Below are 21,166 nucleotides of genomic sequence, written 5' to 3'. Positions count from 1 at the left end.
CCCGTAGAGCTTTACTGTAGCTTAGCATTGAGTTTCGATATTGTCTGTACAGGATAGGTGGGAGACTGAGAAGCTAGGGCGTCAGCCTTAGTGGAGTCATCCTTGGGATACCACCCTGACAGTATTGGGATTCTAACCGGACGCCATGAATCTGGTGACGGGACATTGTTAGGTGGGCAGTTTGACTGGGGCGGTCGCCTCCAAAAAAGTAACGGAGGCGCCCAAAGGTTCCCTCAGAACGGTCGGAAATCGTTCGAAGAGTGCAAAGGCAGAAGGGAGCCTGACTGCGACACCCACAAGTGGAGCAGGGACGAAAGTCGGGCTTAGTGATCCGGTGGTACCTCGTGGGAGGGCCATCGCTCAACGGATAAAAGCTACCTCGGGGATAACAGGCTGATCTCCCCCAAGAGTCCACATCGACGGGGAGGTTTGGCACCTCGATGTCGGCTCGTCGCATCCTGGGGCTGTAGTAGGTCCCAAGGGTTGGGCTGTTCGCCCATTAAAGCGGCACGCGAGCTGGGTTCAGAACGTCGTGAGACAGTTCGGTCCCTATCCGTCGCGGGCGTAGGAAATTTGAGAGGAGCTGTCCTTAGTACGAGAGGACCGGGATGGACTGACCTATGGTGCACCAGTTGTTCTGCCAAGAGCATGGCTGGGTAGCTAAGTCGGGAAGGGATAAACGCTGAAAGCATCTAAGCGTGAAGCCCCCCTCAAGATGAGATTTCCCATAGCATAAGCTAGTAAGACCCCTTGAAGAACACAAGGTTGATAGGTCAGAGGTGTAAGTGTGGTAACATATTTAGCTGACTGATACTAATAGGTCGAGGGCTTGACCAATAATTAAAAGATTTTGGCTGTAATTCATGTGCAATTTTCAGAGAACACTCTGATATCTGGTGATGATGGCGTAGAGGAAACACTCCTTTCCATTCCGAACAGGAAAGTTAAGCTCTACAGCGTCGATGGTACTGCATGGGAAACTGTGTGGGAGAGTAGAACGTTGCCAGGTTATATATGGCTCGATAGCTCAGTCGGTAGAGCAGAGGACTGAAAATCCTCGTGTCCCTGGTTCGATTCCTGGTCGAGCCACCAGATAAAAAAGCACTAACATTTGTTAGTGCTTTTTTACTCTTTAGGAAATTATATTTTTATATTTATTATGAATAACTATTGTAAGGTATTTAGGTATTAAAGTTATCTCCTAAAGAGTAAAAATATGAATATAGTGCGCGTACAAGATTTTCCTCAGGCAAGCTTCGGAAATGCACATGCGCTAAAAAAAGTCTACGGCTCGACAATCTCGCCTTGGCGACTTTTTTATTTAATAAATTCTAATAGGGCATCTACATGACCTTTAACTTTAACTTTTCTAAATTCATTTATTAGAATTCCATTTTCATCAATAATGAAAGTACTTCTTTCTATTCCTAGAACTTTTTTACCATACATATTTTTTTCTTTAATAACATCATATAGCTGGCAAACAACTTTTTCTTCATCACTTAATAAAACAAATGGTAAGTTAAATTTTTCAATAAATTTATTATGTGAGTTTAAGTTATCTTTACTTATACCAAGAACTATAGCATTTAAATCACTTATTTCAGTTATATTATCTCTAAAATCACAGGCTTCTGTAGAGCATCCCGGAGTATTATCCTTAGGATAAAAATATACTATTACTTTTTTTCCTCTATAGTCACTTAATTTATGTTCTTTTCCATCAGATCCCATAAGTGTAAAATTTGGTGCTAATTTTCCTAATTCCATTAAAAACATCCTCCTTATAAAGTTTATTTAATTATAATACTACTAATAATTATTATCAACAAGTAATACTAATTTAATCGTAAATTTATATTAAATTAGTAAATCATATATATTTTAATATAAACTCTGGTATAATTAACTATGTTAACAAATTTTTATTTAAAGGAGATATTTTAATGGAAGATAAAATTTTGGCTACGATAGCAGGAAGAGAAATAAAAGAGTCTGACTTACAAGCAGTAATTATGAAATACCCAGCAGAAAGAAGAGATTATTTTAAAACAGTAGAAGCAAAAAAACAATTATTAGAGCAAATGGTTTCTTTTGAACTAATAAACATGCTAGGTAAAGAATTAAATGTGGATTCTACAGAAGAGTATAGAGAAAATGTAAAACAGGCAGAAAAAGATATTTTAACTCAATTAACAATAAATAAATTATTATTAGAAGTTACTGTTACAGATGAAGATGCTTTAGATTATTATAATAATAATAAGAATGTTTTTACTCAACAGCCAACAGTTACAGCAAAACATATATTAGTTGATTCAAAAGAACTTTGTGATAAAATTAAAAGCGAAATTGATTCAAATGAAATTACATTTGAAGAAGCTGCTGTTAAATATTCAACTTGCCCATCTAAGGAGCAAGGAGGAAACCTTGGAGCTTTTGGTAGAGGAATGATGGTTCCAGAATTTGAAGAAGCTGCATTTAACTTAGAAATAGGTGTTGTAAGTGATTCTGTTCAAACTCAATTTGGCTATCATTTGATAAAGGTTGAAGAGAAAAATGAAGGTAAAGAAATGCTATTTGATGAAGTTAAGGATCAAATTGTAAATACATTACTACAAGAAATGCAACAAAGAAAGTATTTAGATGTTGTTAAAGAATTAGAAAAGAAATACGTAGTTACTAGAGCATAATAAAGTATAAAAAATAAAGGAATTGATGTCAATTCCTTTATTTTTTATAGTAATTCATTAAAGCTTAATATGTATTTATCAGCTATATTTATTAAAGCTTTCTTTTGATTTTCAGATGCTTTATCATAAATAGCAAACACTTTCATGCCTGCAAGCTTTGCCCCTTTAACAGCTTGTACTATGTCTTCAAAAACTAAACATTTATTTGGATCAACATTAAGTTTTTTTGCAGATAGTAAATATATATCGGGATTATCTTTTGATTTTTTTACTTCCTCTGTTGTAGTTATTGAATCAAAAAAGTGGTATATATTATTTCTCTTAAGTGTTACCTCTAGTAGGGGGATAGAATTACTAGTTGCTAAGGCGATTTTCACACCTTTTTGTTTTAGTAAAGTTAAATACTCTACTACACCATCTTTTAGTTTAATTGTATTAGAATAATGATAAAAGGCCATTTCATGCCATGTAGATATAATATCTTCTATGCTGCTATCTATATTAAAATTGTTTTTAAAATAGATAGCTGTTTCAGTAAGAGTAAGATGAGTTATTTTTTCTTGAAGATTATCAGGAACATTATAACCAAACTTACTTAAATATTCTTCATCTATTTGAGCCCATATTCCCATTGAGTCTATTAGTGTTCCATCTAAATCAAATATAACTGCTTGTATATTATCCATATATTTATGACTACCTCCTTCAAGTGTTATTTAACATAATATTATAATAAGTTAAATATTATGTTAATTTATATTATTTTAGTAGTATATAAAAATTTTAACAATTATGACCCCTCTTTCATATAAGTATTGTAATTAGAATTTTGAAAAGGGGATAAGATTTATGTTGATATTAATATTGTGTGTTTATATATCAATAATTCCTATAGTATTAATTTCTTGTAAATCTATTGGGTTTGAAGATAAACTTAAAGAAGTTAATGACTATATGGATTGCAATTAATATAGTATATCTATATATAATTTAAAATACAAATATTAAAATAAAATTTACTTAAAACTAAAAATTATTATACTTAATAAGTAAGAAATAATAAATAAAATAAAAAATCCTCTCAATAATAGAGAGGATTTTTTTATGGTCGGGGTGACAGGGATTGAACCTGCGACCTCATGGTCCCAAACCACGCGCGCTCCCATCTGCGCCACACCCCGAAGTACATTATAATTATAGTAATTATAACCTGCTATGTCAACAGTTTTAAAAATAAAATGTTGAAATTATTTTTCTGTTGTTTTAATATATATAGATATTATATATATTTAGGAGGAACAAATTAATGAGAGGAAGTACTATAGTAATTATTTTGGGAAGCATAGGCTTTATATTAATGGGATTATTATCATTAAAGAGCAAAAAGACTAAAAAGCTATTAAGCAATAGTGGAGTTTATAGTGATATTGATAAGTTTATGAAGGTTAACGGAATATTTAATATATCTATAGGAGCATTAGGTGTTGTATTAGGAATAGCTGATTATATTTTACCAAATCAATCTAAGTATATAATAATTTTATTTATAGTAATTGTATCTATTTCATCTTTAGTACAAAGTAAGTCTTTAAAAAGGTATAGGAATATATAGAAATATATTCCTATACCTTTTTATAAATAAATTTTTAATAATTTATTTATAAAATTATAATAATGATGGTTATAAATAGCATATAATTATAATGAAAACTAGGTAATCATGGTTATATATGGATAACCAAGACTTATCTACATATGTATAGTATACATTTACATGGTCTAAATATCTCATTTTTTAAAAATTACCATTGTCCAAGCTTTCCATAAGTGTTATAATGGTAATAAATCATATAGGGAGAGGGGGATGGTCTAAGGACCAAACACTTATGAAAAAGAAGATTTTATCAATTGTTATAGCAGGTGCTTTAACAATAACTTCAGTCACGCCGGTTTTTGCTACTCCAAATCAGGAGGTAATAGAAAAAAATCAACAAGAGTATAACGAAATAAATAAGAAGATAGAAGATATTCAAGGTAAGATATATAGTTTAAATGAACAAATAGCACCATTAGCTGAAAAGGTTGAAAATAATAAGAAGCAAATGGAATCTATTAAGGATGAAGTTCAAAACACAAAGAAAGAAATTGAAAATTCAAAAACTGAAATTTCAGAAAAAGAGGAAGTATTAGGAAAAAGGTTAAGAGAGCTATATAAGTCAGGTGGACAAGGAAGTTATTTAATGCTTCTATTTAGTGCTGATAGTTTTGGTGATCTTGTTTCTAAATTAGATTCTGCTAATAGACTTGTAAGTATTGATAAAAAGATAGTAACAGATTTAGTAGATAAGAAAGAAAAATTAGACGAGAAAGTATCTTCTTTAGAAGAAAAATCAAATGAAATAGCTAAAATAAATGAGGAAACTAATAAGACTCTATCAGAATTTGAAACTAAGAAAGCAGAGCAGGAAAGTTTTATTGCAGAAGCACAGGCTGAGCAATTAAAATTCGATGCTGAGTTTTTATCTGTTGCAGAAAGAGGTTTAGTTGAACATCAACTTGAAATAGTAAAATCATCTAACGATAAATCAGCTCTTCAAAGTGCTATAAGCCAATTAATAAACATTAAAGATAATCAGCTTAAGAGTCCAACCGTAATTGAAGAAGTTAGAAATGCAATAGATGCAGGAACAGCTAAAGTTGAGGAATTAAAAGCTCAAGAAGAAGCAGCAAGTATACCAAATAGAGGATCTGGATCAGGTAATGCAGGAACAAGTAGTTCAGGTAATGCAATAGTAGATTTTGCATATGGATATATAGGTACTCCATATGTTTATGGAGCAACAGGACCTAGTAGTTTTGATTGTTCAGGATTTACTAGTTTTGTATATAGAAATGTAGCGGGGATGGACATAACAAGGACAACTTATTCACAGGTTGGAGTGGGACGTGAAGTTTCATATAATGAATTACAACCAGGAGATCTAGTATTTACTTATGGTTTAGATCACGTTGGAATTTATGTAGGTGGAGGACAATATATACATGCTCCACAACCAGGAGATGCAGTTAAGGTTTCACCTCTTACATCATTCACTACTGCTAGAAGAGTACTTTAATTAGAAGTTAATTATATGATTTTTATAAACTCCGTCTTATTTTAGGCGGAGTTTATTTTCATAATAATATATTATTATGTTTTTACTAATTTAATTTAAAAAATAAAATATTAATAGGATAATATTTTATGATATAATTTAGATTAGTTTTAAAGCTTATAAGTATATATTTAAGAAGAGTCTAAGGTTCATTATGTTTAATTGGTAGACTTATTATTATAATTTATATTAATGTTGATACTAATAATATAATGACAAAAGAAATTAGAGGTATTTAAGATGAATAGAAATATTAATTTACTAGAAGATGAATCTATTGATGATTTACAGTTAGATAACTTATATTTAATACAAAAAAAATCAGGATTTAGATTTGGTGTAGACGCAGTACTATTATCTAATTTTGCTAATGTAAAAAGAAATCATAGAGTTATAGATTTATGCACAGGTACTGGAATAGTTCCTTTTTTATTATATGGGAAATATAAGCCTAAAGAAGCTATTGGAATCGAGATTCAAAGCGATATGGTGGAAATGGCTAGAAGAAGTAGCATCTATAATAAATTAGAAGAAGTAATTAAATTTGAAAATGCTGATTTGAAAGATATAAATTTTCTAAGTAAGTTAGGCAAATTTGATGTTTTAACTGTTAATCCTCCCTATAAATTAAATAATTCAGGGATAGTAAATCCTAATGATAAATTAGCTATAGCTAGGCATGAGGTATTATGTACATTAGAGGATGTAATAGTATCAGCTAGAAAGCTTTTAAAGGATAATGGAAGAATGTATATGGTACATAGACCTGAAAGGTTAATAGATATATTCGAACTTATGAGAAAGTATAAAATTGAGCCTAAAAGAGTGCAGATGATACAACCAAATAGTAAGAAGGCACCTAATATAGTCTTAGTTGAAGGCCAACGTGATGGAGGAGCTTATTTAAAGTGGGAAGCACCTTTATATGTGTATAATGAAGATGGTAGTTATTCAAGTGAATTAAATAAAATATACGGTAGGGAGGTTTAGCTTCATGGAAAAAGGGAAATTATATTTAGTACCAACTCCAATAGGTAATTTAAAGGATATAACATTAAGAGCTTTGGAGGTTTTAGAAAATGCAGATATAATAGCAGCAGAAGATACAAGACAAAGTTTAAAGCTATTAAATCATTTTAATATAAAGAAAAGCTTATTTAGTTATCATAAACACAATGAGCAAGGGAAAAGTGAAGATATAATAAATAGATTAAAAGATGGAATGAATATAGCATTAATTACTGATGCTGGAACTCCAGGAATATCTGATCCTGGAAGTGTAATTGTTGAAAAATGCATAGAACAAGAAATAGAATTTGAAGTATTACCTGGAGCAACAGCCATAACAACTGCTTTAGTTTACTCAGGATTAGATACAACAAAGTTTATTTTTAGAGGATTTTTACCAAGAGAAAATAAAGAGAGAAATCCTATAATGGAAGAGATTAATGGTGTCAGAGATACTATAATACTATATGAAGCTCCACATAGACTATTGGATACATTAGAATATTTATTAAATAATTTAGGTAATAGAAAGATAGCAATATGTAGAGAACTTACTAAACTTCATGAAGAAATTTATAGAGGTACTATATCATTAGCCATTGAATATTTTGTAGAAAACAGACCGAGAGGAGAGTTTGTTTTAGTTATTGAAGGAAAATCAGACGATGAGATAAAAGCTGAAAAGGAAGCTTTGTGGAGCGATTTAACAATAGAAGAGCATTTGATAAAATTAATAGAAAGCGGAATAGACAAAAAAGAAGCTATAAAACTAGTGGCTAAAGAGAGAAATCTACCTAAAAAAGAAGTCTATAAATACTCAACAGAGTTATAATTAAATCCCCTACGAATTTACGAATTCATAGGGGATTTAATTATAACTGACTTTTTAATAAGTATTAAAATTATTTTTTTAATTCATTTAAGCAGTTTTTACAGATGTTTTTACCTTTGTAGTTAACAACATCTCTAGCATCTCCACAGAAGATACAAGCTGGTTCATATTTTTTTAATATTATTTGCTCACCATCTACATAGATTTCTAAAGCATCTTTTTCAGCTATATCTAATGTTCTTCTTAATTCAATAGGAATAACTATTCTTCCTAATTCATCCACTCTTCTTACTACACCAGTTGATTTCATTTTATTTCCTCCTTAAAACAAGTTTCGACATCTTGCAAGTTAATATTACTAAAAATGTAATTAAAAGTCAACATAAAAGAAAAATATTTTCAAAAATTACAAATTTAATATGACTCTTAGAGTTATAAATACAATATACTACCATAAATTAGAAAAGTCAATACTATTTATCAAATTTACAGTAAAACAGTAAAAAAATGTAGAATGGCTTGTCTACTAGCTTAAGAAGATGAAAATTAAGTTTGTACAAAATAAAATTAAAAAAAAGATAATAAAATAAGAAAAAAATGTAAAAAATATATGTATATATGTAAAGTTAATTGTATAAAGTGCATGTTTTAATTAAGAATTTCAAAATAATAGATAATTTTTATATTATTTTAAGAAAATAATAATAAAATTAAATTAAACAGAAAAAAATAACTTGTAATAAGTTTATATATACTATATAATTATAATAAAGTAAAAATGTAGAGGTGGATAGAATGGTAAAGAAAATAGATACTAATTATATAACAGAAGTTGCCGAAGAAATGTCTAATAATACTATGGTTGGTTACGATGATTTACCGAAATATGATCTTTTTTTATCTCAAGTTATAGATTTTTTAAATGATAAGTTTATGGAGGATAAATATACTAATAATATAGTTCAAAATTATATAAAGAGTGAAGTTATAAGTAAGCCTGAGGACGGAAAGAAAAGGGGCTATACTAAAATACATTTGGTACAATTAGTTCTTTTAAGCTATATGAGACCGGTATTAACAACGGAAGAAATTAAAAAGGTTTTCACTTTGGCATTTAATGAGATAAATGACAGAACAGATGATATTATATCTTGGGAAAAAGCATATAAGATATTCTCAGAAACTCAAAGTGAGAGCTTTAAAGATTTCTTAATTAAGCCAGCTGTAGATGAGGAAAAATTAGATAGTATAATTTCTGAATTAAAGTTAAATGAAAAAGATGAAAATAGTATAAGAACATTTGTTATAGTAATGTCTCTTATAGCACAAGCAAGTGCTATAAAAAAATTAGTACAAAAAATAGTAAATGAATATCATTCAGAATAGGATAACTATAATAAATTAATTAAATTAGTTTTTCTATATAAATTTAATTATTATATTTTTAAAAAAATCCCATTATAAGCATATTTAAATAGTGGGGTGATTTTTTATGGAAGAGATAGTGAACTTAATAGCTAATTTAGGATTTCCTATAGCAATTTCCTTATACTTATTAGTAAGAATAGAAGGAAAACTAGAGAATCTTACTACTAGCATAAATAACCTTTCACAAACCATAAATTCAATTAAATAAAGTATTTTAAATTAAGGTGTTGTTATATTTGATTATGGCAATACCTTATTCAGTTTTATATCCTATTAATTATTTAACTTTAGGATTATAATATATGTAAAGTATATAGGTAGGGAAGAACTTTAATGAATAATAAAAGAATAGTTAAAGAATCTGTTAGAGGAATAATAGAATATATTTTAAAGACTGGTAGCTTAGATGATAGATATATGGGAAGAAGTAGAGCTTTAGAAGGAACGTTAGCTCATCAAAAACTTCAAAGTAGTAATGAAAAAATATATATGAATTATCAAAAAGAAGTAAAATTAGAGCATTCCTTTGAAATAGATGATATAACTTTAATTGTAGAGGGAAGAGCGGATGGAATAATTATAGAAGATGATAATGTATATATAGAAGAGATAAAATCCACTATGAAATCACTAATATTTATAGATGATGATTATAATGATTTACACTGGGCACAAGGTAAATTTTATGCATACATGTATTCTCTAAAAAATAACTTAAAGGAAATATATATAAGGTTAAGTTACTTTAATATAGAAACGGAAGAGGTTAAAAGTTTCGATAAAAAATTTAAATTAGATGAATTAGAAGAGTTCATTTTTTCTATAATTAAAGAATATAAAAAGTGGATATTATTAAAATCGATATTAAAAGAAGCAAGAAATAAATCTATTAAAAGGCTACAATTCCCTTTTGATAGCTATAGAAAAGGGCAAAAAGAACTTGCGATTACCTGCTTTAATACAATAAAAGAGAAGTCTGTATTGTTTGCACAGGCTCCAACAGGAATAGGAAAAACTATATCTACAGTATTCCCAGCTATAAAATCTTTAGGTGAGGATAGAGGAGATAGAATAGTATATTTAACTGCGAAAACTATAACCAGAACTGTTGCAGAGGAATCAATAAATAGATTAAAGGAAAATGGACTTACATGTAGAAATATTACTTTAACATCAAAAGAAAAAATTTGTTTTAAAGAGAAGGCGAAGTGTAATCCAGAGTATTGTGAATATGCAGTTGACTATTTTGACAAAGTAAATAACATTATATTTAAGATGTTAGAAAAGGAAAATAATTTTACAAGAGAAATAATAGAGTTATATTCAAGAAAAAATAGTATATGTCCATTTGAGCTATCATTAGATTTAAGTTTATGGTGTGATGTCATAATATGTGATTATAATTATGCCTTTGATCCAAGAGCTAAACTTAAAAGATTTTTTGAAGAAGATGTGGAAAACAATATATTACTTGTGGATGAAGGTCACAACCTTGTGGATAGAGCTAGAAATATGTTTAGTGCAGAAATTTATAAGGATAAGATATTACATGCAAGTAGATTACTTAAAGGAAAGGTACCAAGCTTATATAAGGCATTAAATGCTACAAATAAAGAACTCATAGAAATTAGAAGAGAAGTTCAGGAGCTAGAGCGAGATAGTATTTACAGAAAAGAAGAGTATAAAAATTTATATAAGTTTTTAAGAATAGTTTTAAAAGAATGTGATGAATATCTTATAAAGGCTGTAAATACCGAAGGATATGATGAAATTAAAGAATTATATTTTGATATTAGAAGTTTTATATCTATTTCAGAACTTTATAGTGATGAGTATGTCACTTTAGTAGAGCAAGATAAAAACAATGTTAAAGTTAAGCTGTTTTGTGTTAATCCTTCTAAAAATCTGTCTAAAATAGTTCAAGGAAGCTATTCAACTATAATATTTTCAGCAACTTTAACACCTATAAATTATTATATAGATTTACTTGGAGGAGACGATAAGAGCTATAGAATGAAATTAGCATCTCCATTTAAAAAAGATAATCTAAAAGTTTATGGGTATCCCCTTAATATGAGATTTAGACAAAGAGAAAATAATATTGATAATTTATGCGGGTTAATAAGAAAATTTATAGAAGTAAAATCTGGAAATTATATAGTGTTTTTACCATCTTATCAATATTTAAAAAAGATATATTTAAGGTATATAGAGCTTTATGGAGAAAGTAATACTATTTGTCAAGAAGAGGTTTTAACAGAGTCTGAAAAAGAAGAGTTTATAGACACGTTTCAAGATAAATCTAATATACTAGCATTTTGTGTTATAGGAGGCGTATTTTCAGAGGGTATAGATTTACCAGGGAATAGGCTTATCGGAAGCATAATAGTAGGAGTTGGATTTCCTAAAATCTCAAATGAAGGTGATATAATAAAGGATTATTATGAAGAAAAAGGTTTTGATTATGCATATATTTATCCTGGAATAAATAAGGTTATGCAGGCGGCTGGAAGAGTAATAAGGACAGAAACAGATGAGGGACGGATACTTCTTATAGATGACAGATACTTTACACTTAAATATAGAGATTTATTGCCAAAGGAATGGGAAATAATAAAATAATGGATAGATGGGAGAGTTAGGATGAGAGTTACAGATTTAAGTCACAATATAAACACAGATATGACTACATATACAAAAGATGAGAAGCCTGAGATATACAATATAGCCACAATCGAAAAAGATGGTTTTAATGAGAAAATTTTAAAAATATGTACTCATACAGGAACCCATATTGATGCGCCAAGCCATATGATTAATAAGGGGAAAAATATTGACGAGTTTAATGTAAGTGACTTTATAGGTATAGCTGTTATAGTTGATATTTCTCAATTCAAAGAAGTTACTATAAGAGATTTAATAAAATATGAGGATAGGATAAGAAACTGTGATTTTCTAATATTAAAAACAGGATGGGAAAAATATTGGGGAAGTAATGATTACTTTAATGATTTTCCGAGCTTAACTGAAGAGGCAGCTAAATGGATATGCGACTTCAACTTAAGAGGGATAGGAATAGACACAATATCTATTGATAAATTTGATAGTATAGATTTTGAAATACACAACATTATTTTATCTAGAGGAAAATTGATAATTGAAAATTTAACTAATTTAGATCTGATAAATAGCGAAGAGTTTACACTAGTAGCTACTCCATTAAAAATAGAATGCGGAGATGCATCACCAGTTAGGGCAATTGCCTTAACTAATTAGCATTTAATAAAAATAAGTCAAGGTATAAAACTACTTAGAGTATTACCTTGACTTATTTTTAATATTATTTTTATATGAATTTCTTTTAATATAGGTATGAATTAAAACTGTAAGTCTATATTTATGCCTATATAAGAATTATTAATCTATAAATAGCTTATAGTTTGCAGTAAATGAATCTCCAACATTTAATTTTTGAATCCCGGCTTTATCCTTAAACTCTCCATTAAAATTATAAAAATCTGAATGACCATACCATGGTTCTATACAAACAAAAGGAGCTCCAGTTGCTTTTGTCCATATAGCTAAATAAGGAAATCCAGAGAAGTCCATAGATAAGCTTTTGTTATGATTTTTTGATTTTAAGCTTATTATATTTGACTTTAAATCTCCAAACACTAAGGCATCAAGTTTAAATAATTCTAAAGATAGATTTATAATGTTTTCATCATTGAAGTATGGCTTTTTATCATCAGTAAAATATCCAGTTTTGGAATTTAGCTCCATTAAAGAACAGTTTTCCTTTTGGTTAAATTCAAAGTAGTAATCTTCAAGTTTCTCTCCAACCATTAATGGGCACATAAATGCTGGATGACCTCCTATTGAGAAGTAGATATCTTTATCATCAAGATTAGTAACATTATATCCAACTTTAACGCCATTTTCTAAAAGCTCATATGAAAGCTTTAATGAAAACTTATAAGGGTAAACTTTTAATGTATCTTCTGACCATAAAAGTTCAAATACTATATGATTATCGTCTTTTTCAATCATTTTAAAGTCTTTAGTTCTTGCAAGACCATGTTGTGGTAATTCATATTCTAATCCATCTACTAAATATTTACCATCTGTAACCCTACCAACTATAGGGAATAATATTGGAGAATGATATTTCCAATATGATTCATCTCCATTCCATAGAAACTCTGTTGAGTTCTTTTTACTAATTAGGTTATTAAGTTCTCCACCAAATGTATTAGCTGATATTTTTATATTTTCATTTTCTAATATGTATTTCATAATAAACACCCTTTCAATTTATATAAGGTTTACATAGAGATTATACTATAATCAATGGTTTTTAGAAAGAATTAGAAATAAATACATCACTTTGCTTATATAATTTCAAATAATATAGTATTATATAAAGTAATAATTAAATAATGTAAAAGAATTATAATATAACTTATTTGAGATATAATATAAAAGATAAAAAATAAATAATAAATAATGTGGTGATTTAATGGCTAATAACAATAATGAAAATAAAAAGTCTATAATAGATGGTATAATATATTTTATTGTAAAAGTGAATAATGATGATATATTTGCATTAGGTGCTCAACTTGCATACTATTTAATACTAGCCTTTTTCCCATTTTTAATATTTTTAATGACATTAGTTGGTTTTAGCAATTTAAACTCTGCAGATATTTTAGATGGGTTAAGAACTATATTACCCGATAGTGTATTTACATTAGTAGATACCACAGTTGTTGAAATTGTAGATACTCAAAATGCTGGTTTATTAGGAGCTTCTATTGCTCTTACAATGTGGTCAGCTTCATCGGGATTTAGGGCAGTTATTAAAGGTGTTAATAAAGCATACGACATGAAGGAAAGTAGATCCTTTATAAAAAGAGCATTTGTAGCTATATTTTTTACCTTAGCTTTAGCTTTAATAATAATGTTAGCTTTAGCTTTATTAGTATTTGGAGAATTGATAGGAAAATATTTAATATCTATACTTCCATTTCAGAATATAATAATAATAATATGGAATTTAAGCAGGTATATAGTAGTTGTGCTTATAATGTGTTGGATATTTGCAGGGATATATAGGTATACTCCTGCTAAAAAAATTCCATGGAGAGAGGTTTTTCCAGGAGCTATAATAAGTACCTTGGGATGGATAATAGTTTCATTAGCGTTTTCATACTATATAAATAATATAGCTAATTATTCAAGGTTATATGGAAGCGTAGGGGCAGTATTTATATTAATGACTTGGTTATATATTACATCAATGATACTAATTTTAGGAGCTGAAATAAATTCAGTTTTATCAATGAGACGAAAAAATTAATAAAACTATTAGAGAGACTATTTTTATATAGTCTCTTATTTTGTTTCTAAGAAAGTGTTTATAAAAATATGTAATATTTTATTTATTTATGTATAGAAAAAAACTAACTGGATATAATCAAAGAAGAGATATTCAGGAGGTGTAAAAATGAATAAAATAGTATTATTAGGAAAGTTAATAAAAGACCCTGAACTTAGAACATTAGAGGGTAGTGATAAAGTATTTACTAGATTCATAATCGCAGTAGATAGAAATTTTAAAGCTCAAGATGGCACAAGAAAATCAGATTTAATACCAATTACAATTTGGGGAAGAAAAGCAGAAGTAGTGTGTCAATATATGAGAAAAGGAAGCTATATAAGCTTGAGTGGAAGACTGAGAACAGGAAGCTATGAAGATAAAGATGGTAACAAAAAGTACATAGCTGAAGTTGTAGCAGAAGATTTTAAATTTGTAGGAAATAGAAGAGTTGAAAAAGAATTAGAAAACACAGATAATTTAAATGATTTTGCTAATTAAAGATTAAAATATAAATTTAAATAAATAGTATAACAGGGTAAGATATTAATTAATATCTTACCCTGTTATATTTAAAATAAAGTTTTAGAGATAAAGTTATATATTATTTTTAAATAGTACCCTTACTTAATACAGTTGCTTTATCTTCTCCATTTTGAATTCCATTTATTATTTTTACAGAAGAAGAGATATTACCAATTAATATTCCTCCAACTAGACTATTGTTTTCAAAGAATAATTTAGAGTATTTATTATTTACACTATCAATATAACCTACCTTTTCTAGAGAAGGGTCATCAAAGTTTACTGTTCCAGCAGAGAATACTTGAGTATTCATTGAAGCAAATACTGTAGATGAAACAAATTTCTCGAATTTAATTTTATCACCTGTAGCATTAGCCCCAGCAACTTTACCCATTTCTATTGCAGCTGGCCAGTTTCCATAATAAATTCCATCTAATTCAGCTACATCTCCACAAGCATAAATATCTTCAATATTTGTTTGCATATATTGATCCACAACAATACCTTTATTACATTGTATTCCTAAAGGCTGAGCTAAGAAAATATTAGATCTAACTCCAACAGAATAAATAATAGTATCAACATCAATTAATTTACCACTCTTTAATTGAATTGACTTAACACCATTCTTATCTGCATTTATAAATTCAACAGCTTCACCTAGTAATACATTAACAGGAGTTTTATTAACTAGTGATTCAAATAACTTAGATCCTTCAGTATCTAATTGACGAGGAAGCATTCTATCTGCTAATTCAACTACAGTAACATTTATATTACGTTTTTGAACTTCCCAAGCAGCTTCTAAACCTAGTAAGCCACCACCAATAATAACTACATTTTTAGAAGAAGGTAATTCATTTTTAATAGCTTCAACATCACTAAGCTTCTTAACTGTATGAATGCCTTTAATAGTATTATAAGTCCAAGAATTTATTTCTATTTCAGAATCATCTAATTTAACCTTTGTTGGAGGAACAAAATTATAACTACCATTTGCTAAAACTAACTTATCATAACGAATTCCTTGTTTATTATCTAATTTAATAGTTTTAGTTTCCTTATCAATACTATTTACATTTGCACCAAGAATTTCAATTATATTATTTTCTTTATACCAATTAGCTTTTGCAAGGTAGAATGTATCATCAATTTCATCAGTTATTAAATCAGAAAGCTGAGTTCTTACATATGAGTGCTCTGTTTCATTAGAAATAAGTTTTATAATTGCACTAGCATTTCTTTCTTTTATAGCTTTAGCAGCATAGAAACCAGCAGCACCATTACCTATTATTACATAGGTTTCTTCTTTATCAATTGAATAATTACTAGTCTCTTTCTTTACTTCTATGAATTGATCACTTCCAGCTCCACATACAGAACAAATTTCTGGAACGGTCTCAGCTTCAAATATCTCACCACAAATTACACATTTCCAAAGTTTCAAACCGCCGTTTGTAGGAACTTCTTCTATATTTGTTTTAGCTTTTGCCATAGGTGTAAATTTCTTTTTACCAGTTAAAATTTCTCCAAATCCAAGTCCAAATTCATAAGCTTCTTTTAATTCGTTATCAGATGGTTTGAAGTTTATTTTTAAGCTAGGACCATACAGCTTCATATTTAACTCTTTAAATCTTGTTTCCATTCTAGGAATAGCTTCTCCACTCCAACCATATGAACCAAATGCAGCAGCTAATTTTCCACCATGGACAACTGGGTTTAGTTTTGAAAGTATATCACGAATTGGTTCAAGTAATTCACTAACTATAGTAGGTGAGCCGCATAGCAATCCATCTGATTCTCCTATGCTATTAATTATATCACTCATCTCATGATGTATAACATTAAATAATCTAACTTCAATGTTTCCGGCAGCTTCTATGCCCTTAGCGATTTCCTTAGCTAATGTTTCAGTATAACCATATGCTGAAACATAAGGTATTGTAACTATTTTTTTACCATCGTCAAGCGGAGAAGCAGGAGTACTCCATTGTCTATAAGTTTCAACAATTTTCATTGGCTCTTCTACTAAAACAGGCCCGTGACCGGGTAAAATCATATCAATTTTTAGATTTTCAATCTTTTTTATAGCTTTTAATACATATGGTTTATATGGTCCAAAAATACAATCAAAGTAGTATTTTAGTGCGTCCATGTAGTGATCTTTATTTTCAACTTTGCTATTTATTATTGCTTCAGATGAATAGTGAGACCCAAAGGAATCACATGTAATTAAAACTTCGTCTTCAGGAACATAAGTGTATATTGAATCTGGCCAGTGTAAGAAAGGGGCAGAAATAAATTGTAAAGTTTTATTTCCTAAGCTTAATGTATCCCCATCGCCAACAGTTATTGATTCAAAGTCTCTATTTGCAATTTTTTTCATAAATTTAATTGCAGGAGCAGAGCCTACTACTTTGGCATTTGGTGAAATTTCTAACAACTTAGCCACTGATCCAGCATGATCAGGCTCAGTATGATCAAGAACGATATAATGAATATTTGTAATATCTATATCTAAATCTTTTAATCTTTCTATATATTCATCAAAAAATTCAACCTTAACTGTTTCGAAAACAGCTGTTTTTTCACTTCCTTTAACAACATATGAGTTATAGCTTGTTCCGTAAGGTGTGTACATAATAATATCAAAAATTCTTAAATTTGGATCAAGAGCCCCAACCCAATGTATATCTTTTTTTAATTGTAAAGATTTCATAAATTTACACCTACCTCAAATTAATATTATATAATAATAATTATTATAAAATTATTATATGTCTAATTATTAACAATATCAATAACTATTTAAAATATTTATTAATAATTTATATTTTATATTCCAGATCAATATAAGTATTTTTTAAAAGATATATATAGTCTAACAATAACATATCAATATTATTACTAAATCATCAATTATAGATATAAATTAGATAAGATTAATAATAAAAAGCAACAAATTCGACAAGAAGCTAATGTTATTTATAAAAATGTTTTATATTATTAAATAACTTTATGTTAAAAAAATATATTGAGAAAAAAATGTAAAAATATAAAGAAATATTTTAATGGTATAACAAACAATGTTTGACATTGTTTTGATAAATTTTATGATATGTTTTTATTGTAGTAGTTAATTAACCTAATATGGTTTATAAAGAGGGGGATAAAATGCATATTGTTGATAGTTTATACAATATTACAAAGAATGATAATAAGGAAAGCAGATATGCCTATAGAATGATAAAGGAGGATTTTTTTAGTGGACAAGCTTTTGGCATAGAGGCGGAAAGACAAGACTTAGTTGAAGGAAATGTAGTTACAATAGAAAGGGATGAGATTAGAAAAATATCTAATATTGAAGGAAAGGTTAAGGAACTTTTAAATTTAATACATGTTAATGAAGTGTCTCCAATACATCTTGTTGACATATTAGGAGAATATGTTGATAACTATGTATCAGATTTTAATTTGTAATTTTGAAGTAAGTTAAAAATCACATATAATCATGTAGTATTTATAGTAAAATATATTAGAGGTGATTTTTATGATAATTGGAATAGGTACTGACATAATTGAAATAGATAGAATTGAAAATGCTATTAATAAAACAAATGGATTTATAGATAAGTTATTCACTAAAAGAGAAATTGAAATGTTTAAATCTAGAAATATGAGAGCAGAAGTAGTAGCAGGAAATTTTGCAGCTAAAGAGGCTATAAGTAAAGCCTTTGGAACAGGTATAAGGGGATTTTCTTTAAAGGAAATAGAGGTTTTAAGGGATAAGTTAGGAAAGCCTGAGGTATTTTTAAGTGATAATATAAATAGCCTTATAGGTAAAAAATATAATATAAATATATCAATATCACATAATAATACGTCGTCAATAGCTTTTGCTATTTTGGAGGAAGCATAATGTATGTAATGTCAACAAATAAATGTATGTGTATAGATAAATACACCATAGAGAAAGTTGGGATACCAGGTATTGTTCTTATGGAAAATGCAGCAAATGAAGTAGTAAATAAAATTTTTAATATGGGAGAAAAATTTATTGTTTTCTGTGGCAAAGGCAATAATGGTGGAGACGGGTTAGCTATTGCAAGAAAGTTAATTTTAAAAAATAAGGATGTGTTGGTAGTTGTCGTAAATAAAAATGATAACTGTTCTAATGAATTTTCTACTAATTTAGAAATAATAAAAAAAATTACATCAAAAATTACTTATATTAGTAATGAAAAGGACATAGAAAGTTTAATTCCTATCTTTAGTAGCTATAAAGTTGGAATAGACTGTCTTTTTGGAATAGGATTAAATAGAGAGTTAAGCGGATTATATATTGGTTTAATAGATACTATAAATAGATATGTGGAAACTAAAATAAGTATTGATGTACCATCAGGATTAAATGCAGATAATGGTGAAGTAATGGGGGCGGCTATAAAAGCTGATATAACTTATACATTTGAAGTTATAAAAAGAGGATTTATAGAGTATAAAGCATTAAGTTATTTGGGTAAACTTGAGGTTTTAAATATAGGTATTCCAGATTATGTTAAGCATGAAAACTCTGAAAAAATAACTATTTTAAAAAAGGTTGAGTATAGCAAATTGCTAAAAAAGAGAAATTTATATGACCATAAAGGAATGTACGGGAAAATTGCTATTTTAGCAGGTAGTAAAGGTTATACTGGAGCAGCATATATAACTACTGAAGCATGTGTTAAATCAGGTTCAGGATTAATTACCCTAGTATCTTCAGGATATGTCCAAGATATATTGAGTTGTAAGCTAGTTGAGGCTATGACTTTAGATATAAAGGAAGAGGAGAAAGTAAAAGATTTATTGGAGAACTCAGATGTAATTGCGATAGGACCTGGTTTAACAGAAGGAGACTTATATAAAAATATACTAAAAGATATAAAAAGCTATGAAGAAAAATTTTTTGTAGTTGATGCAGATGGATTACAATTGATTTCAAAAGATAAGGATTTAATGAAAAGGATTAGAGGAAGGGCAGTCTTTACTCCACATCCGGGAGAAATGGCGAAACTACTAGGTAAATCAGTTGATTTTGTTGAAAGTGATAGAATAGGTATTGCAAAAAAATATGCAAAAGATAATGATGTAATAATAGTTCTAAAGGGGTACAATACTGTAATAACAAATGGTGATGATGTGTACATAAACAATACAGGGAATAGTAAGATGGCCTCAGGAGGAATGGGGGATTGCTTAACTGGAATAATATCATCACTTATAGGACAAAGACATTCTATTATGGATTCAGCTTTACTTGGTACATATATACATGGGTTAGCAGGGGAGCTTTCCTATTCCAATAAATATTGTATAGTAGCCTCTGAAGTTATAGAAAATATATCTAAAGTTATGGATTATATATCTAGATAAGTTTTAAAGTATGAATAAAATCCATCTAAAGCTAATATTAGTATTAATAAGTACTAAAGCTTTAGGGAGGATTTATGAAAAAGAAATTATTATTAATACTTATGGTATGCATACCAGTTATATTGATTCTTTTAGTGATATTATTTAGAATTACATCTGAGCCAAGTAATGAAGAAATAATAAAATCTCTAAGAGAAATAAAATGTTATAGTACAAAAGTAGAGTATATAATAAAAAATTCTAGGGGAGAGGAAAGAGAGGAAACTAAACACTATTATTTAAAAGATATTGGTGGAAGAATTGACTTTGGAGAAGAAAGATCAAAGATATACAAAGATAATAAAATTATAGTTAAAGACAACATATCAAATAAAGAATATGCAATGGAAGATGATATGGATAAAATACATTCTTTAGCTTTTATGAATAAATTATTATCATACCCAATTAATGAAGATGGAATAAAAGAGGGACAGGAAGAGTGGGGAGACACAGAGTATATAGAATTTACCAGTGAGGTATTTTTAAAAAATAATCATTTAGATAAAATTAAGGTTTTCATAGATAAGAATGAAAAGACTCCAATTGGAGCCATCGTTTATGACAAAAATGGAAAAGATAGAATAAGGATTGTGTATAGAGATTTCCAAAAACTAAAGCAATTAGAGGATGGATTTCTAGATTAATTGATATAGAAACAAAGTAAAATAAAAATAACCAGTTCGATATT

General features: G+C 28.5%; 20 protein-coding genes, 2 tRNA genes and 2 rRNA genes (1 of these 24 only partly in view). 18 read left to right on the top strand and 6 right to left on the bottom strand.

Annotated features, from left to right (window positions below; translation table 11 throughout):
• The 3 genes from ACH36K_RS00705 to ACH36K_RS00695 all read left to right on the top strand — a co-directional run.
• Positions 1-837 (top strand): 23S ribosomal RNA (locus tag ACH36K_RS00705); it begins 2,071 nt to the left of the window's first position.
• Between the two features lie 55 nt (positions 838-892).
• Positions 893-1,009, top strand: a 5S ribosomal RNA gene (gene rrf, locus ACH36K_RS00700).
• A gap of 7 nt (positions 1,010-1,016) precedes the next feature.
• Positions 1,017-1,092 (top strand) — tRNA-Phe (locus tag ACH36K_RS00695).
• 225 nt (positions 1,093-1,317) lie between these two features.
• Here the strand turns inward: ACH36K_RS00695 and bcp are convergent.
• Positions 1,318-1,770 (bottom strand): thioredoxin-dependent thiol peroxidase, encoded by a 453-nt coding sequence (bcp, locus tag ACH36K_RS00690; RefSeq protein WP_411169150.1) that lies wholly within the window; start codon positions 1,768-1,770, stop codon positions 1,318-1,320.
• A 176-nt stretch (positions 1,771-1,946) separates the two neighbouring features.
• Here bcp and ACH36K_RS00685 point away from each other — a divergent pair, with 176 nt between their 5' ends.
• Positions 1,947-2,693: a peptidylprolyl isomerase gene (locus tag ACH36K_RS00685; RefSeq protein WP_411169149.1), complete on the top strand. Its 747-nt coding sequence runs from the start codon at positions 1,947-1,949 to the stop codon at positions 2,691-2,693.
• Positions 2,694-2,737: 44 nt separating this feature from the next.
• Here the strand turns inward: ACH36K_RS00685 and ACH36K_RS00680 are convergent, their stop codons facing one another.
• Both ACH36K_RS00680 and ACH36K_RS00675 read right to left on the bottom strand, forming a co-directional pair.
• Positions 2,738-3,379: an HAD family phosphatase gene (locus tag ACH36K_RS00680; RefSeq protein WP_322412594.1), complete on the bottom strand. Its 642-nt coding sequence runs from the start codon at positions 3,377-3,379 to the stop codon at positions 2,738-2,740.
• A 419-nt stretch (positions 3,380-3,798) separates the two neighbouring features.
• A tRNA-Pro gene (locus ACH36K_RS00675) sits at positions 3,799-3,874 on the bottom strand.
• A 125-nt stretch (positions 3,875-3,999) separates the two neighbouring features.
• Here ACH36K_RS00675 and ACH36K_RS00670 point away from each other — a divergent pair.
• From ACH36K_RS00670 to rsmI, 4 genes are all read left to right on the top strand, one after another.
• On the top strand, positions 4,000-4,305 hold the full coding sequence (locus tag ACH36K_RS00670) for a hypothetical protein (RefSeq protein WP_411169148.1): 306 nt from the start codon (positions 4,000-4,002) through the stop codon (positions 4,303-4,305).
• Positions 4,306-4,579: 274 nt separating this feature from the next.
• Positions 4,580-5,809: an NlpC/P60 family protein gene (locus ACH36K_RS00665; RefSeq protein ID WP_411169147.1), complete on the top strand. Its 1,230-nt coding sequence runs from the start codon at positions 4,580-4,582 to the stop codon at positions 5,807-5,809.
• 279 nt (positions 5,810-6,088) lie between these two features.
• Positions 6,089-6,838 (top strand): tRNA1(Val) (adenine(37)-N6)-methyltransferase, encoded by a 750-nt coding sequence (locus ACH36K_RS00660; protein ID WP_411169146.1) that lies wholly within the window; start codon positions 6,089-6,091, stop codon positions 6,836-6,838.
• A 4-nt stretch (positions 6,839-6,842) separates the two neighbouring features.
• Positions 6,843-7,688, top strand: coding sequence for a 16S rRNA (cytidine(1402)-2'-O)-methyltransferase (gene rsmI, locus ACH36K_RS00655; RefSeq protein WP_411169145.1), 846 nt, complete (start codon positions 6,843-6,845; stop codon positions 7,686-7,688).
• A 70-nt stretch (positions 7,689-7,758) separates the two neighbouring features.
• On the opposite strand, the gene ACH36K_RS00650 is transcribed toward rsmI, so the two are convergent.
• A complete protein-coding gene (locus ACH36K_RS00650) occupies positions 7,759-7,998 on the bottom strand; it encodes an AbrB/MazE/SpoVT family DNA-binding domain-containing protein (RefSeq protein WP_016207519.1) in 240 nt (79 codons plus the stop codon).
• A gap of 485 nt (positions 7,999-8,483) precedes the next feature.
• Here ACH36K_RS00650 and ACH36K_RS00645 point away from each other — a divergent pair, with 485 nt between their 5' ends.
• From ACH36K_RS00645 to ACH36K_RS00630, 4 genes are all read left to right on the top strand, one after another.
• On the top strand, positions 8,484-9,074 hold the full coding sequence (locus ACH36K_RS00645; RefSeq protein ID WP_411169144.1) for a DUF1836 domain-containing protein: 591 nt from the start codon (positions 8,484-8,486) through the stop codon (positions 9,072-9,074).
• 106 nt (positions 9,075-9,180) lie between these two features.
• Entirely contained in the window at positions 9,181-9,324 is a 144-nt protein-coding gene (locus ACH36K_RS00640) for a YvrJ family protein (RefSeq protein ID WP_411169143.1), read from the top strand.
• A gap of 125 nt (positions 9,325-9,449) precedes the next feature.
• Complete coding sequence (locus ACH36K_RS00635) at positions 9,450-11,738, top strand: helicase C-terminal domain-containing protein (protein WP_411169142.1); 2,289 nt, start codon at positions 9,450-9,452, stop codon at positions 11,736-11,738.
• Between the two features lie 21 nt (positions 11,739-11,759).
• The gene (locus ACH36K_RS00630; RefSeq protein ID WP_411169141.1) at positions 11,760-12,392 is read left to right on the top strand and encodes a cyclase family protein; all 633 of its coding nucleotides are present in this window, start codon (positions 11,760-11,762) and stop codon (positions 12,390-12,392) included.
• Between the two features lie 141 nt (positions 12,393-12,533).
• Here ACH36K_RS00630 and ACH36K_RS00625 read toward each other — a convergent pair whose 3' ends face one another.
• Positions 12,534-13,412 carry an aldose 1-epimerase family protein gene (locus tag ACH36K_RS00625; protein ID WP_411169140.1) on the bottom strand — a complete coding sequence of 293 codons (879 nt, stop codon included), beginning with the start codon at positions 13,410-13,412 and terminating at the stop codon, positions 12,534-12,536.
• A gap of 223 nt (positions 13,413-13,635) precedes the next feature.
• Between ACH36K_RS00625 and ACH36K_RS00620 the strand changes: the two genes are divergently transcribed.
• Both ACH36K_RS00620 and ACH36K_RS00615 read left to right on the top strand, forming a co-directional pair.
• Entirely contained in the window at positions 13,636-14,478 is an 843-nt protein-coding gene (locus tag ACH36K_RS00620; RefSeq protein ID WP_411169139.1) for a YihY/virulence factor BrkB family protein, read from the top strand.
• A 147-nt stretch (positions 14,479-14,625) separates the two neighbouring features.
• Entirely contained in the window at positions 14,626-14,997 is a 372-nt protein-coding gene (locus tag ACH36K_RS00615; RefSeq protein ID WP_322413311.1) for a single-stranded DNA-binding protein, read from the top strand.
• Positions 14,998-15,106: 109 nt separating this feature from the next.
• Here the strand turns inward: ACH36K_RS00615 and ACH36K_RS00610 are convergent, their stop codons facing one another.
• Positions 15,107-17,740, bottom strand: a complete 2,634-nt coding sequence (locus ACH36K_RS00610; RefSeq protein WP_411169138.1) for an FAD-dependent oxidoreductase — start codon at positions 17,738-17,740, stop codon at positions 15,107-15,109.
• A gap of 455 nt (positions 17,741-18,195) precedes the next feature.
• On the opposite strand from ACH36K_RS00610, the gene ACH36K_RS00605 reads away from it, so the two are divergent.
• The 4 genes from ACH36K_RS00605 (at position 18,196) to ACH36K_RS00590 (ending at position 21,122) form a co-directional block, all read left to right on the top strand.
• The gene (locus ACH36K_RS00605; RefSeq protein ID WP_411169137.1) at positions 18,196-18,501 is read left to right on the top strand and encodes a DUF6514 family protein; all 306 of its coding nucleotides are present in this window, start codon (positions 18,196-18,198) and stop codon (positions 18,499-18,501) included.
• Between the two features lie 70 nt (positions 18,502-18,571).
• Positions 18,572-18,940 (top strand): holo-ACP synthase, encoded by a 369-nt coding sequence (gene acpS / locus ACH36K_RS00600; RefSeq protein ID WP_411169136.1) that lies wholly within the window; start codon positions 18,572-18,574, stop codon positions 18,938-18,940.
• The gene (locus tag ACH36K_RS00595; RefSeq protein ID WP_411169135.1) at positions 18,940-20,436 is read left to right on the top strand and encodes an NAD(P)H-hydrate dehydratase; all 1,497 of its coding nucleotides are present in this window, start codon (positions 18,940-18,942) and stop codon (positions 20,434-20,436) included. Before acpS ends, ACH36K_RS00595 begins: the two co-directional genes overlap by 1 nt.
• A 74-nt stretch (positions 20,437-20,510) precedes the next feature.
• Positions 20,511-21,122 carry a germination lipoprotein GerS-related protein gene (locus ACH36K_RS00590; RefSeq protein WP_411169134.1) on the top strand — a complete coding sequence of 204 codons (612 nt, stop codon included), beginning with the start codon at positions 20,511-20,513 and terminating at the stop codon, positions 21,120-21,122.
• The last annotated feature ends 44 nt before the right edge of the window (positions 21,123-21,166 follow it).

The organism is Clostridium sp. MB05 (assembly GCF_046581255.1).
Classification (GTDB): domain Bacteria; phylum Bacillota; class Clostridia; order Clostridiales; family Clostridiaceae; genus Clostridium.
Note: the sequence above shows the minus strand (reverse complement) of the source record. Positions and strands in the feature narration are given on the sequence as shown.